Here is a 15440-nt window from a genome sequence, read left to right as displayed (position 1 = left end):
TCTTGTCTACAATACATAGATAGTCTGACGAATGATTCTTCGAATAGATAAGGTGTTGAATACGATGCGCTCTTTAAGTTTTCTTAGCAAAATGACGATATTCAGCTTCCTGCTCAGCACGCTGCCTGTGATTTTTATCGGTGCTTTTGCCTTTGTCACATCCTCAAGTGAGATCCAAAAAAATGTAAACGAAGGTAAAATGCAGTTAATCACCCAAATCAATTCCAATGTAGAGCAGAAATTAACCACTGTCAACCATACACTAAATCAGGTCATCAATTCCACTGTTCTCAAAAAGGCTATGGAAATGCCGCTAAGTGTAACCGATTTCATGATGTACGATGATCTGCGCAGCGAAATTCGGTATATGCAATCTTTTGACACGAGGCTCGAAGATGTGCTCTTGATTAACGCGAAGCAGGATTGGATGATCAAAAACTCAGGTCTCTATCGTTTTGACAATTATCCGTTTGCCGATAAATTGATTTCACTGATGAACACGCCAGACAACACGATATGGACCCTGAATCCGTCGGAGTGGTTCTACACGGAAGAAAATGCGCGCAGCGTAAGCTGTGAGTACAGTATCTCATTAGTCAAAAAGCTTCCGACAACCGGTCTGGATAAATACGGCTTAGCCTTAGCTAATATTCCCGCCTGCTCCTTGCAGGATATGATTCAAAGTGACTCTGAACACCCCGATGACATCGTCATAATCGATGAACAACAGCGGATTGTGATGAATCGCGATCCCGGTCTAATCGGGAAATCCATCACAGCGGCAGGTCTGACCGACCTGAAACCGCTTGAAGAAGCGAGCGGTCAGTTCCGCGCCAGCATTCATGATAAACCTTATTCCGTTACGTTCCTGCGCTCGAACTTGAATAACTGGACCTACTTATCCTTGACCTCAATCGACAGCTTGACCAAGGAATCCAGCAAAATCGGAACCTATACCATCTACATCTGCGCCCTGATGTTGCTTCTTGCATTAGTGCTCGCTTGGCTCGTTTCACGCAAAATGTACTCACCGATTCAGCTGCTTCTGAATCAAATCGGCGGCTTGGTGAGTGGAAACCAGAAGCGCAAGGCCAATGAATTCCAGATGATCAGCGAGCACGTGCATACCTTGTTCCAATCGAAGTCGCAGCTTGAAAAAGAAGTCCATCAGCACATCGGCCAAGTCCGGACGTTCTTCCTCATCAAGGCTTTTCAGGGGCATATCAAATCGGCGGAATTGGTAGAAAAACTCGCACAATTCGGTTACACCGAACATATTGCCTTATGGAAAACGATGTCCGTCATCACGATCCAAATCGATGCTATTGATCATACTCGCTATGAGAAAAAGGACATGGAACTGCTGCTATTTGCCGTGCACAACATGCTGGAGGAACTAATTCCTTCGGAACAGCGCTTAGCGCCGATCCTCATTGATCAGACCATCGTTACGATGATCGGTAGTGCAGATTCGGTTGATAGTGACTTCCGTACCATGGTGTACAGCTTAACGGAACAGGTGCAGCAGCATATTTACAACTTTTTGAAGCTGCATATTTCCATCGGAATTTCCTTGCCGATCCATTCTTTTACCCAGATGGCACTGGCCTACAAAGAAGGTCTTGAAGCGCTGAAGCACCGAATTAAGCTCGGTGAGGGCATCATCATTCAATATGAGAACATCAACTCTGGGAAGCATTACTTAAACTTGAACTATCCGAAGCCTCTTGAGAATGAACTGATCGACAGCATTAAGTTAGCCGAAAAGGATAAATCCCGCGAGCTGCTGAAGCAGCTGCTGCATGCTGTATTCGCTGCGCCGCTATCGCCGCAGGAGTATCAGATCCCGCTGGCGCGGCTGCTCAACAACCTGCTGATGATGATGCAGGAATCCGGCATCGCCTTGAATCAGATTCATCCGAACAAAGGCTCTTTGTTCGAAGAGGTGCTGGGCTTGCATACGACAGCCGAGATCGAGGATTGGTTCTGGACCGAAGTTGTCCATCCCCTGATCCAGATTTACCGTGACCGTCAGGATGCGCAGTACCACAATATTTCTGAGAAAATCATCGATCTCGTGCAGCATTATTACGACACAGATTTGACGCTCGAGGAATGTGCTTCCCGCTTGCATTACAATGCGAATTATTTAAGCAGCATTTTCCGTAAAGAGACGAACTGCTCTTTCAGCGACTACTTATCGAACTACCGCTTCAATATGGCGAAAAAATGGCTTTCCGAGACCGATATGCCGATCAAGGATATCTCCTCGAAGCTGCGCTACAACAACTCGCAGAATTTCATCCGCTCCTTCCGCAAACAGGAAGGACTCACGCCCGGTCAGTACCGGGATAAGCAGAAAGAGGGCTTGCCGCCTAATTCGTAGCGCGAGTGGACAAAGCAAACAGCCTGCGAAGCCACCACATGATTGTTGGTGGTTTCGCAGGCTGTTGTTCCGTTATACGGGCCTGTCCTACGCGGAAACGACTTGGCTAGCTTCAATCGCTATTTTCAGCGCAGCACGGTTGTCCCACAAGAAAGAAAGAAGCTGATTGCGCTCTTCGAAAAATGACTCATCCGCATCCCCATAATCGTGCCCAACGCCATGAACACTGAAGCGTTCCCCTTCATAGTGCATTAAGGTCCATTGACCTCCACGTTTTTTATCAGCAAAAACAAGGTAAAGCTTCTTCCCTGCTGCATCCCACTCTGCGAAGCTTGAAAAGTTGTCCAAAATCAGGCTGATGTCCTGTTTATTCTTAATTTGCATGATCTTATCTCCTTTTCGCTTTTTTAAAATCGTACCCGAGATTCCATGAGAAGTTTGTCACACTTTAGGGACGAAACGTAGGAATTTTTGTCGACGGGGATGGGAACGCTGCACCAAGCTTATAGCACTGCTTATGCCGGTCTATAGACACTATCCCTTTGCCTCAGAAAAAGAGCGTTACTCTAGCTGCCTATTACCACTATCCCTTTAGTTCAGAAAGACCGATTTGCTCAAATGAATCTCTATCCCTCTTCACTCTCGCACCATTGCGTGCTGTTTCATTTTTCCGAAACCTTTACAATTCACCACTACTGTGCGTTTCTGCAATCGAACCTCTAGCTGTCCTTTTGCTCCCCTGCTATTCATCCTCGTGCTCGTTCTATTACCACTATCCCTTTAGCTCAGAAAGACGGATCTGCTCAAATAAATCGTTTATCCCCCTTCACTCTCGCACCACTGCGTGCTGTTTCATTTTTCCGAAACCTTTACAATCCACCACTACTGCGTTTCTGCAATCGAACCCCTAGCTGTCCTTTTGCTCCCCTGCTATTCATCCTCCTGTTCGTTCTATTACCACTATCCCTTTAGCTCAGAAATAGAATGTTGTTGAAATTGATTACAGAGTTGATACTGAGTCAGCGGGATAGTGGTGATAGAGTAAGTAATGAAGTTATACGAAGTAGGGCTTTGAACCTGAGCCAAAGGGATAGTGGCGATAGAGTAAGCAATAAAGTTATACGAGGCAGGGCTTTGAAACTGAGCCAAAGGGATAGTGACGATAGAGTAAGCAATAAAGTTATACGAGGCAGGGCTTTGAAACTGAGCCAAAGGAATAGTGGCGATAGAGTAAGCAATAAAGTTATACGAGGCAGGGCTTTGAAACTGAGCCAAAGGGATAGTGACGATAGAGTAAGCGATGAAGTTATACAGGGCATAGCTTTGAACCTGAGCCGAAGGGATAGTGACGCTACGAGGGTAGCGATAGATAGAATAGTTAGTGGTGAACCAAGATCAAAAAAACGAACCCCTAACGGGGTTCGTCTAACACATCAAGCTTCAAGCTTCAAGCCTCAAACTCCTTAAATCCCCGCCGCGGCATAGACCTTGTCGAAGCCTGCCTTGGAGCGCTCAGCCAAGCTCTCTGGAGAAGCCGTCGGCGCTTCCGCCGTAAGGATCTCCTGTGCCACAGCGCCGGTGTAGCCAATGCGCTGCAGGCCTTGCAGGAAGCCTGCCAAATCAATAACACCCTCGCCCGGGTACACGCGTCCGTTGTCGAGCACTTCCTCTACTGGCACATCTGGTGCATCGTTGATGTGCACGTGTACGATCTGATCGGCGCGGAGCTTCTCGATATCCGCGACAGTCCCGCCATTCGTGTACCAGTGGTACGAATCGAACAACAAGCCCACGTTGCGCTCGCCAATCGCATCGATCCAATCCAACGTTTCATCAATGGTCCAGATGAACGGGTTCTGCCACCGTGTCCGCAGATGATGCGGACCGACGAACTCCAGCCCTAGGCGGATGCCGTAGGCGCCTAGGATTTGGGCGCACGTGCGCAATCTGCGTGTCGCGAGCGCCATGAAGTGCGCTGCCCCGAGGTCCGTCGAGGGCAGCACATACGTGCAGCAGCTCGTGCAACCGAGCGCTGCAGCCGCTTCCGCGGCTTGGGCTAGCTTCGGCAGCCCCTCGCGGAACACCTCTTCCGTGGAACGCCATTCCACGGGTAATCCAATGGACCCGACAACGAGTCCATTCTTCGCTAAAAGCTCCCGCGCACCAGCAACGGTGTGAGCTTCTACAAGGCTCACAGCGTCGATATCGACCGCTTGGAAGCCATTTTTTGCCGCTAACTCGATAAATTGCTCGTTGCTCTCGATCTTGCCAAGCCCTGCTCTAGATAACCCTCTAAGCATCGGATAATCCCTCCAAATGGTGTTTGTTTACTCGACTAATCCCAGTTCAATTTCACTTCACTACCTGTACGCGAAGATTCATAGATCGCATCTAGAATCAAATTGTTCGTATAACCAGAAAGCGCCGATGTGATTGGCTGTTTGCCTTCACGAATACAAGCTAGGAAATGTTGGCTGAGACGTTGGCGCTCACCTTCATCATTTTCAGGCTTTTTCAATTCCGTCTCGATCGCACGGTTGAATTTCTCTGTCAACAATTTACCCGTAGGACCTTTGTAGCTAGCTCCGCCATCTGCGCCCATGAGGTGTACGAATGGCGTGTTGTCCGTGTCCATGTGAACTGCCCAGCTCACTTCAAGCGTCAGCGTGCTGCCATCCTCCATACGAATCAGAGCCGTTGCCAAATCCTCCACATCGTACGTACCGTTCCAATTCGGTTTCCCCCATGTGCCAATCCCTTTACGGCGTGGTCCGAATTCCGCATACGTTGCACCAACAACTGAAACTGGTTTCGGATTCCCCATCAAATAGAGCGCAAGATCCAACATATGAACGCCGATATCGATCAACGGGCCGCCGCCGGACTCATCCATTTTCGTGAACCAAGTCCCCCAGCCTGGAATACCTTTACGGCGGAACCAGCCGGTTTTGGCTGTATAGATTTTGCCTAACTCGCCAGCTTCAACCTGCTCCTTAATCTGCATAGGGACTGACTCCCAGCGCATTTGATGACCAATCATTACAATTGTATTCGAAGCCTTACTGGCATCATATATTTGTTTGGCCGCAGCGGCGTTAATCCCCATTGGCTTCTCGATAAGTACGTGTTTGCCCGCTTCAATTGCTTGTACAGCAAGGGAGGCATGGTATTGATTCGGCACCCCAATGATGACGGCATCGACATTTGCGCTTTGAATAAGTTCCTCAGGTGTAGCCGCGACATAGGCAATGCCATGCTCCTGCGCTTTCGCCTGAGCCAAAGGCAAGTAAGCATCTGTAATCGCCGTAATTTCGCACTGTTCTGCCAGCTTGGAAAATTCCCGAATATGAACACCGCCAATATTGCCTGCACCAATAATTCCAATTCTAATTTTGTTAACGCTTTCCACGATTCGTTCCTCCTCATAAGTACACGCTGTTGACCCTGCTTTTATGATAAAATAAGATCACTAAGAAGTCGTACCGTATATTCGGAAAACGTCCCATTTTTTCGAAGGAGCCCTGACTGATCATGACGTATTTTCCAGATTATCTAAAAACATACCCAAATATGCACTCTCCCTTCCCATTCCACCTTAGTAGAAATACATTGGAGCACGGCTTTCGCGCGCACCGACATGATTACCTGGAGTTCTCTTATGTTGTTGAAGGACGTGGAGCTGAATCAATAAATGATGTGAAACATACGATGGCACCTGGTACCTTCACGTTTGTACTGCCCTATCAGGTGCATGAGATTTTTACGGACCCAGGTCAAAAGCTAGTTCTCTTCAATGGCATGTTTAGTATGGATCTGCTCATGGAGCCGGGGAACGATCAGGGACTGTCTGAGCTATTTCAGGACTCGAATGCATTGCCAGCCTATGTGCAGTTCGATGGGGCCGAACAGGCACAGATGACCGCCCTCATCGAAGATATGGTGAAAGAGTATCACGGCGACGAACGCTATAGGCAGACGCTCCTAAAGGCCAAATTGAAAGAAATTCTGATCCGCTTTGATCGGCATCGCTTCCAGCACGCAGGGCAAGAGGAAGAAGCTACGACATTGGCCAAATCGCCATCAAGGTCCAGCCACGCCGTGTGGCCGATTATTCACTACATCCATCGGAATTATCAAGAGGATTTGGCGTTATCCGATTTGGCGGCTCGCTTTACAATGAGCGTCTCGCGTATCAGCGAGGTGATTAAGCAAACGACAGGTCAAACCTTCGTTCACTTCCTGCATGATCTGCGTCTGCGCCACGCCTGCAGCCTGCTGGTCTCCACTGACATGAGCGTCACGGAGATTGCGCTAGAGGTGGGGTATGGATCATACAAAACCTTTTCGCGGATATTCCGAGAGAGCAAGGGGATTGTGCCGAAGGAATACCGGCGGGTTGAGCATGGTCGGGCGCTGACATAAGAAGAACCTGCCATTCGCACTACGCGGATTGCAGGTTTTTTGCATGTTGCTATGTACTTGTTATGTCCACAAGAGTGGCCTCAGAGGCTCTGATTAAATCCGCACCGCTTATAAATATTTGCAGCCCACGACGGCCCGCACTAATGCTGACCAGCTCCATCATTGCCGCGGAACTATCCAAGAAGAACGGATAGTTCTTTTTCATACCAAGCGGGGACACGCCGCCTCTGATATACCCTGTCAAACTTTGAATATCCTTTACAGGAACCATCTCTACCTTTTTATTACTGCTTTGGATCGCTAAGCTTTTCAAATTGAGTTCCCGATCCCCTGGGATACAGGCTACGATTACCCCTGTTTTATCCCCCTTCAAAACTAATGTTTTATACAGCTGACTAACGGACAAATGAAAGATCATCTATTGCCCCTTAAACAAAAAAGTGACCCACAGCAACGGGCCGCGGGTCTAATGTATTTATATTTAAAAGGGGGTCGAGATTTAGTATAGGCTTGTTACCTTAAATCTACCTGAAGAAAAGATTGCAGCCCTGTTACAATTACATAACGACTTGTTGCAGTAGGTTTATTTATTCAGCACCCGATTGGAAACATCGCTGATTTGCTTCAATTCCTCATTGGTTAGTGTGAATTGCATCGCCTTCACATTCTCCTCAGCATGGTGCGTCTTCGATGCACCAGGAATAGCAAACACCGTCTCCCCATGTGCATGGATCAACCAATTCAGCGCAATCTGCGTTGGTGACGCATCATAAATGACTGCGAGCTCGTCCAACTTATCGATGAGGGGCTTCGACTGCTGTAACCCCGCTCCTCGAAAGGCTGAAGTGAATTTACGAGGGCCCTTGATCGCTTTCACCAGCGCAGGATTCTTATGGAACTTACCGCTTAAGATCCCTTGCTCCAGCGGGGAGTACGCGATAATCGCGATGCCCAGCTCCTTCGCGGTATCCATGATGCCGTTGTGCTCAATCCGACGATCCAACAAGCTATATTTTACTTGGTTGGAAATGAGCCGGAGTCCGTGCTCCCGCAGTACACGGTCAGCTTCACGCATCTTTTTCGCCGAGAAATTGCTGACGCCGACGTTCTTGATTTTGCCCCGCTTCACCAGTTCAGCCATCGCATTCATTTCCTCGCGAACAGACGAGAATGAGAATGGCTGATGCACCTGATGCAGCTCTATTGTCCGGTTTTCCAGCAATCGGAGACGCTCATCGATGGTGCTCGTGATGCTGCTCGCCGTGCGCAGGGCAGGCCACCACTTCGTAGCTATGTGAGCCCCTTCAGCTAGTGGCCCAGCTTCACGCAGCGCTTCCGCCAGCATTTGTTCGGATTGCCCTTTTCCGTAAACTTCTGCTGTATCAAACCAATTAATCCCGCCTTTGAGACTGGTCTGAACAATGCTGCGCACATCTTCCTTCTTCAGCACCGGCCAAAACTTGCCCACCATCCCCTGGCCATTGCTGAACTGCCAACAGCCGAGTCCAAGTGGTGACAAGGCCAGAGACGAGCTGCCCATCTGCCTGAGTACCGCTTTTCCCACCATACTTTTCCACCCATTCTTCGCTATGATGTGATTCTTCCATTGATTATACACGATCTCCGTTGGAATCACCCGATTCACGCGAAGGTGCTCCGCATCCACATTCTTCAACGAGAAAAACCCAAGCTGCCGAGAGAATCTCGACGGCCTGGTTCTAAAGGTATCGCTTATAATTGCTGGAATGTAGTAGGGCTCTTATTGGTAATCCTTTGCTTTCTTCACCAATTCCTCATACGCCGCTTCAGGCGTAATTTTGCCAAACATCACTTTTTCGCCAATATCCTTGAAATCCTTAGCTGTGTAGTTACTCCAGCCTTTTGCCCCAGGGTTAAATGGCTGCGCATCTGGCGCAACATTCTTGATCAGCTCGATTTGCTGTTTATCTGCCGGCGTCAGCTTCGGTGTCAAGTACTCAAGAACTTTTTTGGAAACGGGTACACCACGCGTTGTTGTCAAAATATCTGCTGCTTCTGTATCGTTCACAAACCAGTCGATGAATGCTTTAGCCGCGTCAGGGTTCTTAGAATCCGCACTGACAGACCAGAACATGGACGGCTTCAGGAAGCCGCTGGCTTGCGCACCTTTGGGCTGTGTAACAAACTTATAAGCTCCCGGTTTCACGCCCTCATAGCCAGGCAGCAAGGCCGCGAAACTACGCTTGATTAAGACCGTATCGTTGTTCATCAAATCCATCTTCGCATCGGATTCTTTATCTGTCGTCGCAACATCTGGCGGAGGAACTACGCCTTCTTTACGAAGTTCAGCATATTTCTTCGCATACGTAATGTACGTATCTTTGTCCAAGTTGAATTTGCCTTCTATTGTAACTGGATAGCCCTTGCCTTGGCTGCTTTGGTAGGAGGAATACACGGTATAGTCACTTGTCGCATCCATTAAGGCATATTTATCTTTTTCCAGCTTTGCTTTCGCGTCTTTGCCAAATTGGAAATATTGATCCCAAGTCCAGCCATTAGCTGGAGGTGTGATGCCCAGTTTGTCTACAGCATTCTTATTAAATAACATCCCCGTAGCGTTATTGCCTAATGGAATCGCATACAACTTGTCTTTATATTTACCGGAATCAACCAGAGACTTATCTATATCTGCGACATTAATGCCTTTGGAAAGGTCCACGAGTTGGTTTCTACCACTGTATTCCGCTAGCCATGCCGGGTCCATCTGGATTACGTCAGGTGCGTTCTTTGCCGCAGCCTGAGTAGCTAGCTTATCCGCATAGCCATCAAACCCGGAAAATTCCGGCTCAAACGTAACGTTCGGATGCTTCTTTGTATAAGCTTCGAGTGCCTTCAAGGTCGCATCGTGTCTAGCTTGTGAGCCCCACCATACAATGCGCAGTTTAACCGGCTTATTATCGACTACAGCTGCTGTTGGTGTTGCTGCTGCACCACTACTCGGTGTCGCAGCTTCGTTCGTTTTGGTTCCGGCACCGCATGCGGTCAGACTTACAGCTGTAAGTGCCGTAATTGTCAGTACACCCCATCTTTTTATCTGCTTGTTCATCATTTTGTTAACCCCTTCCTGTCTTCCATATTCAGAACTGTGTCAAAGCCGTTTCAATTAAAAACGAAGATGCCGTAGCAGCTCCATTCATTCAGCAGCGCTTCTAGCTTCATTATATGAATGGAAGGACACAATCAAAATAAGGGTAATGAACACATTTCTACCACAATCGAGCACAACCTATTTTTTTCCGAGCTCACTGGGATTCATCCCATAATGCTTTTTAAAAATGGAACTGAAGTAAGCCACATTCTTGTAGCCTACCATTTCTGCGATCTCATAGATCATGTGCTTGCCTTCCGCCAGCAGCACCTTAGCTTTCTCTAGCCTTACACGGATCAAATAGTTCGTAAATGTCTCCCCTGTCGCTTTCTTGAATATCCGGTTCAAATAATTGCGTGTTAGATATAGTTGTTTAGATAAATCCTCCAAAGCAATGTCCTCTGCATAATGCTGATGCGCATACTGAATCATAAAATCGATAGCTTCCTTATGTTTGGAATGTTCGCTCCATCCGCGTTGTGAGGCAATACCCGAGATTTTGTTCTCGAGCCAATTCCGAAGCTCCTCAATCGTTGAGATCTTGGCAATTTCCTGACTTGCTGGCAAACCGGGGAACAGATCGTCGAGCACGACACCCGTACTGTATAACGAATAGGCGAGAATCGTCCACAGCTCTGAGCATAAGTATTGTAGGTAAGCCGGCGAAACGGGCGACATCTGGCGGAGCTGCGCTAGGTAGGCGTCAACAATCGCAAGTGTCTCCTCTTTCTTGGCATACACAATAGCCTCGGCCAGTTCTTGATAAAACTTGATGGGACGTATCTTAAACTCAGGCTCCGCTTCATCGGGAATCGATAGTCGAGTCCCATGATCTTCTTTCAACGTTTGCTGGAGTAAATCTAGGAACGCCTCTTCCGTTGAGTTGGGAAGCTGTCGCCAATCGCTCTGTACACTGCCAATTCCGATACGGATACTCAGCTTCAAATAGGTCTGCATACACGCCGTGAGATGCTCTCCGATATGCCTTATATTCGCCCTGGCCTCTGCATTCGATTGGGCTGAAGGGATGTGATACACGATGGCAGCATGATGGCTGTGCAATTCGATGAATTCCGATTGTGGCCATTCTTGCTCTAGCACTTCACATATGATATTGGCTAGTGCAAATCGGAACAAGCTCCAATCTGTTAAGGTAAGATTCGATACGCGATCCGTCCCCATCAGCTCAATGCCCATGACGAGATGCTTCTGCAGCAGCCACACTTTCTCATCGATGGGCTCCATGCTTTCCTCTGCCATAGCCCGACCCAATGTACCCGTAACGACCGATTTTAGCCATTCCTTCTGCACGAAGGGTTCGTACATCATCAACCTGCGCCGTGTCTCCTCCTGCTCAAGCTTGGCCAATTCCTTAGTCTCCAGCTCGCGAATTACCCGCTCCAGTACGCCCCCCAGCTCATCCATCGTAACTGGCTTCGACAAGTAATCGCTCACCTGTAGCCGCAAGGCTTGGCGCGCATACTGAAAATCGGAATAACCACTGAGAATAATAATTTCTCCAGAAAATCCAACCTGTTTCAGCTGCTCAATCATCTCGAGGCCATTCATCACAGGCATGTAGATATCCGTTATAATAATGTCCGGACTCGTTTCCTTAACCATGAGAAGCCCCTCTTGCCCATCCATGGCTTCTCCTACCCATTCTGCTTCCAGCCGCTCCCAGGGAATCGATTTCTTCATCCCTTCTAACACTTGAAAATCATCATCAATAATAAGTACTCTCCACATGAAGGGCCTCCTCCAGTTCTGTTTTATTGTGCAAAATAGGGAGCAGCAGGACGACTTCCGTTCCGCCTTCCTCTCTGTTTCGTAAAGTGACACCGTAAGGCTCCCCGAAATATGCTGCGATCCGGTCCATCACATTTCTGACGCCATAGCCTCCCGTTTTGCGTGGCTTCGGTAATGCCCAATCTGTCTTCAGCCCAACGCCATTATCGCAAATGATAATTTCTAATTCGTATTCCTTACGCTTAAGGGAGACGTGGACTTCCCCAGTCCTTCTGCCATGGAAACCATGAATGAAGGCATTCTCCACAAACGGCTGGATCGTTAATCGCGAAATATACAGATCTTTTAGATCTTCTTCGATATCCATGCTGTATGTGAGACGTTCTCCCCAGCGAATCTTTTGAATTTGCAGGTAGCACTCCACATGCGTTAGCTCATCCCGAATGGGAATGACCGTCTCTCCGTTCGAAAGGCCAATACGAAACATCTTGCCCATTAGCGAGACGATGGTACTGATCTTCTCTTGCCCGGAATCAATCGCTATCCAGTTCAACTGATCCAAGGTATTGTATAAAAAATGCGGATTAATCATCGCCTGCAACGCCAGTATCTCCGCTTCCCGTTTGCGCTTATGCTGCGATTGCAGTGATTTCAGCAGCTCTTCAATCCGCTCCATCTGCCGTCGATAGCCATTAAATAAGCTCCCGAACTCGTTCTCATAGTCCGTGGGCAGATCCACCACAGCCCCTGCAGCAGGTACTCGCCCCATTCGTGACAGTAACAATCGAATTGGTTTCGTGAACTGTCGGGATAGAAACAGCGTGAAGAAAGCGGTGATGAATATCGCGGTCAATCCAACGGAGACTAAAATATAAGCCAAGCGGATACTGCCATGCACGATCTCATTCCATGGCGTAATCTCAATCAGCATCCAGTCTGATCGCACCTTGCTCCATACGAGAAGCGCACCCTCGCCATGATCTTGGTTCTCCGGTAGATGAATATAATTCGAGGCGTTCTCCTTGCTGTTGATCAGCCCAAGATCATTTTCACTTAATGTCGGCTTACCAATCGTAGCAATTGTCCTGCCGCTCGCATCCAACAACAGCCTGTTCTTCTCCTTGCCAGCAGACCCGCCACGAACAAGGCCTTCAATCGCCGTTGCCTTCACATTAAGCATCAGCAGCCCATAATATTTGTCCGAATTATTATAGAGCTTGCGGGCGAAGCTGATAAACTGCTGCGGTCCTTTATTCGTTGGGAGCGTCCGTTCCCCGACCCAGGTGAAGTCTGACTTCTCAATCTCCGGATACCAAGACTCCTCCCGGACATGCGCCATATCCAGAATTTGCACCGGAGCCTGTGGGTCGGTTTTCGTAGGGTTATCTATATATAAGTAGATAGACTGCACCATTGTCGTGCTGTAGGTGATGCTGGCCAGCATCCGAAGCATATCGTCCCTACGATGAAATAATTCGAACGGATCTTTCTCAAATGGATCATACCCAATCGTATTCATATTTCGGGATGCCGCAAGCGACATCTGCTCAATCGATTTCAGCTGAATATCAATCTGCTTATTTAACTCATTAAGCATATCTTGCTGATAGTAAGAGGATGTATTCGCAAGTTCCTTGGACGTCGTACTGTAGCTAATCCAAGTAAAGACGAGCAGCAAAATGGATAAGAAAGAAGCGAAGCTCCCGAAAAACAAACGGTCAATCCGCACGCGTTTAAATAAATTCATTCAGGCTCTCCCTTCTAGCGTAATCATGAAAGCCAAAAAAGCTGCACAATATCGCAGCTTTTCAAATAACTCTCCAAATTTTACCCCTTCACCGCACCGGAAGCAATGCCGTCTACAAAGTGGCGCTGAGCCATAAAGAAAATAATTAAGGAAGGTACAACCGATAGGAGCGACATTGCGAGCAGTTGACCCCAAGGCAAAGCAGACTGACTATCTACAAACAATTTGAGCGCAAGTCCTACTGTATATTTATCCACGGAGTTGATATACAACAGGTGGCCGAAGAAATCGTCCCAGTTCCATAAGAAGCAGTAGATTGCTACCGTAACAAGTGCAGGCTTCGTTAGTGGCAGGACAATGCGCCAGTAAATACCGAACCAGCTGCACCCATCTATTTTGGCTGATTCGTCCAGATCCTTCGGAAGCCCCCTAATGAATTGAATGAGTAGGAATATGAAGAACGGTCCGCCTACCCCGCCAGCCAGCGCATGCGGGACATAGAACGGCAGATACGTATTCACCCAGCCGAATGTATTAAACATAATATACTGTGGAACCATCGTTACCTGACTAGGCAGCATTAACGTGACCATCAGAATAGAGAACCAGACATTTTTGAGTGGAAAATCAAGACGGGCAAATCCGAATGCGACGAGACTACAGGAGAATACGGATGTAATCAGTACGCCCAGTGTAAGCTCGAAAGAGTTCATATAGAAGTGCGTGAACGTATATTTCGGCAAAGCCACCCAGCCTTCGGTGAAGTTGCTCCACAGCCACACTTTCGGGAACAAACTTGGCGAGCTCATCTCATCATTGGATTTGAATGCCGCTCCAACCCACCACAGGATCGGATAGACCATAAGGATACTGAATATCGCTAAAAAGATATGAGAGCCGAGGGTCCGGCGTTGTGTAATTGTCATTTCTTACGGCCTCCTTCTGTCTCATAGAATACCCAATAGCGGGACGATGCGAAGATCAAGGCAGTCGCGATGCCGATAATAACAAGCAGTATCCAGGCCAATGCGGAAGCATAGCCCATATCATAGCGAGCGAAAGCTCTTTCGTACAAATACAGTGCGTACATATACGTGGAGTTGATCGGTCCGCCTTTGGTAATGATGAATGCCTGCGTGAACATTTGGAACGAGCCAATCGTCTGCAACACTAGATTAAACAGGAGTACCGGAGAAAGCATGGGCAGCGTAATGGTAAAAAATTGTCTCAACTTTGATGCGCCATCGACCGAAGAAGCCTCATACAGCTCTGCTGGAATTTGCTTTAGCCCTGCAAGGAAGATAACCATCGAAGAGCCGAACTGCCACGCCACCAAAATAATTAAAGTGCCTAGCGCTGTGCCAGGACTACTGATCCAACTAATCCCTTCCACACCGAAAATACTTAAAAATCGATTGATAAATCCGTCGATACCGAAAATATTTTTCCATAGAACTGCAACAGCAATACTGCTTCCGATCAAGGATGGTAAATAAATAAAAGTACGGTAGATGGAGATACCCTTGATATTCTTGTTAAGCAACATCGCGACCAATAGGGCGCTCACCAGCTTCAGGGGCACGGATATGACAACGAACAACAGCGTGACGGAGAGAGACTGCCTGAACGTTTCATCATCCGTGAAGATACGTTCATAGTTTCTAAACCCCACCCATTCGGGAGCATCGAGCAAGGTAAACTTGGTAAAGGAATAATAAACGGACCGAATCATCGGCCATAAAGTTAAGAGTAAGAAACCAAGCAGCCATGGGGAGATGAACAAATATCCGGCGACAGGCGATTCCCAGCGGCCCTTCCAATTGAAGGCGGCGAACCGCTTTTGAGCCTGCTTACTGGCATTTGTCGTAGGTTGTGTACGCATATCGGGGCTCACCCTCTTCTCAAAGTAATTTCATATACCTGTAGTATAAAAGAGCCCTCCCTTCAAGAAAATGAGGGGATTGAACACAACTTCATCCCAATCGAACACAACCGCTAGGCAACTCATT

General features: G+C 47.9%; 12 protein-coding genes. 2 read left to right on the top strand and 10 right to left on the bottom strand.

The window, feature by feature from the left end; all coding sequences use genetic code 11:
* Positions 1-64 precede the first annotated feature (64 nt).
* Complete coding sequence (locus AC58QT_RS27085) at positions 65-2386, top strand: helix-turn-helix domain-containing protein (protein WP_497411727.1); 2322 nt, start codon at positions 65-67, stop codon at positions 2384-2386.
* Between the two features lie 87 nt (positions 2387-2473).
* Here AC58QT_RS27085 and AC58QT_RS27080 read toward each other — a convergent pair whose 3' ends face one another.
* The 3 genes from AC58QT_RS27080 to AC58QT_RS27070 all read right to left on the bottom strand — a co-directional run bounded on the left by AC58QT_RS27080 (position 2474) and on the right by AC58QT_RS27070 (position 5795).
* A complete protein-coding gene (locus AC58QT_RS27080; protein WP_310502954.1) occupies positions 2474-2770 on the bottom strand; it encodes a hypothetical protein in 297 nt (98 codons plus the stop codon).
* Positions 2771-3849: 1079 nt separating this feature from the next.
* Entirely contained in the window at positions 3850-4686 is an 837-nt protein-coding gene (locus AC58QT_RS27075) for a sugar phosphate isomerase/epimerase family protein (protein WP_497411726.1), read from the bottom strand.
* Between the two features lie 35 nt (positions 4687-4721).
* A complete protein-coding gene (locus AC58QT_RS27070; protein WP_497411725.1) occupies positions 4722-5795 on the bottom strand; it encodes a Gfo/Idh/MocA family protein in 1074 nt (357 codons plus the stop codon).
* 122 nt (positions 5796-5917) lie between these two features.
* Between AC58QT_RS27070 and AC58QT_RS27065 the strand changes: the two genes are divergently transcribed.
* Complete coding sequence (locus tag AC58QT_RS27065; RefSeq protein ID WP_497411724.1) at positions 5918-6808, top strand: helix-turn-helix domain-containing protein; 891 nt, start codon at positions 5918-5920, stop codon at positions 6806-6808.
* Between the two features lie 49 nt (positions 6809-6857).
* On the opposite strand, the gene AC58QT_RS27060 is transcribed toward AC58QT_RS27065, so the two are convergent.
* From AC58QT_RS27060 to AC58QT_RS27030, 7 genes are all read right to left on the bottom strand, one after another.
* On the bottom strand, positions 6858-7226 hold the full coding sequence (locus AC58QT_RS27060) for an aminoacyl-tRNA deacylase (RefSeq protein ID WP_497411723.1): 369 nt from the start codon (positions 7224-7226) through the stop codon (positions 6858-6860).
* A 165-nt stretch (positions 7227-7391) separates the two neighbouring features.
* Positions 7392-8375, bottom strand: a complete 984-nt coding sequence (locus AC58QT_RS27055; RefSeq protein ID WP_497411769.1) for an aldo/keto reductase — start codon at positions 8373-8375, stop codon at positions 7392-7394.
* Positions 8376-8567: 192 nt separating this feature from the next.
* On the bottom strand, positions 8568-9896 hold the full coding sequence (locus AC58QT_RS27050) for an ABC transporter substrate-binding protein (RefSeq protein WP_497411722.1): 1329 nt from the start codon (positions 9894-9896) through the stop codon (positions 8568-8570).
* Positions 9897-10073: 177 nt separating this feature from the next.
* Positions 10074-11684 (bottom strand): response regulator transcription factor, encoded by a 1611-nt coding sequence (locus AC58QT_RS27045; protein WP_497411721.1) that lies wholly within the window; start codon positions 11682-11684, stop codon positions 10074-10076.
* Positions 11662-13431, bottom strand: a complete 1770-nt coding sequence (locus AC58QT_RS27040) for a sensor histidine kinase (RefSeq protein ID WP_497411720.1) — start codon at positions 13429-13431, stop codon at positions 11662-11664. The genes AC58QT_RS27045 and AC58QT_RS27040 overlap by 23 nt, the downstream gene beginning before the upstream one ends.
* An 80-nt stretch (positions 13432-13511) precedes the next feature.
* Positions 13512-14357, bottom strand: a complete 846-nt coding sequence (locus AC58QT_RS27035; RefSeq protein WP_310502220.1) for a carbohydrate ABC transporter permease — start codon at positions 14355-14357, stop codon at positions 13512-13514.
* Positions 14354-15313: a carbohydrate ABC transporter permease gene (locus AC58QT_RS27030; protein WP_497411719.1), complete on the bottom strand. Its 960-nt coding sequence runs from the start codon at positions 15311-15313 to the stop codon at positions 14354-14356. Before AC58QT_RS27030 ends, AC58QT_RS27035 begins: the two co-directional genes overlap by 4 nt.
* Between the last annotated feature and the right edge of the window lie 127 nt (positions 15314-15440).

This window comes from Paenibacillus sp. J31R109 (assembly GCF_059692055.1).
This window is presented reverse-complemented; position numbering and strand designations above follow the sequence as displayed.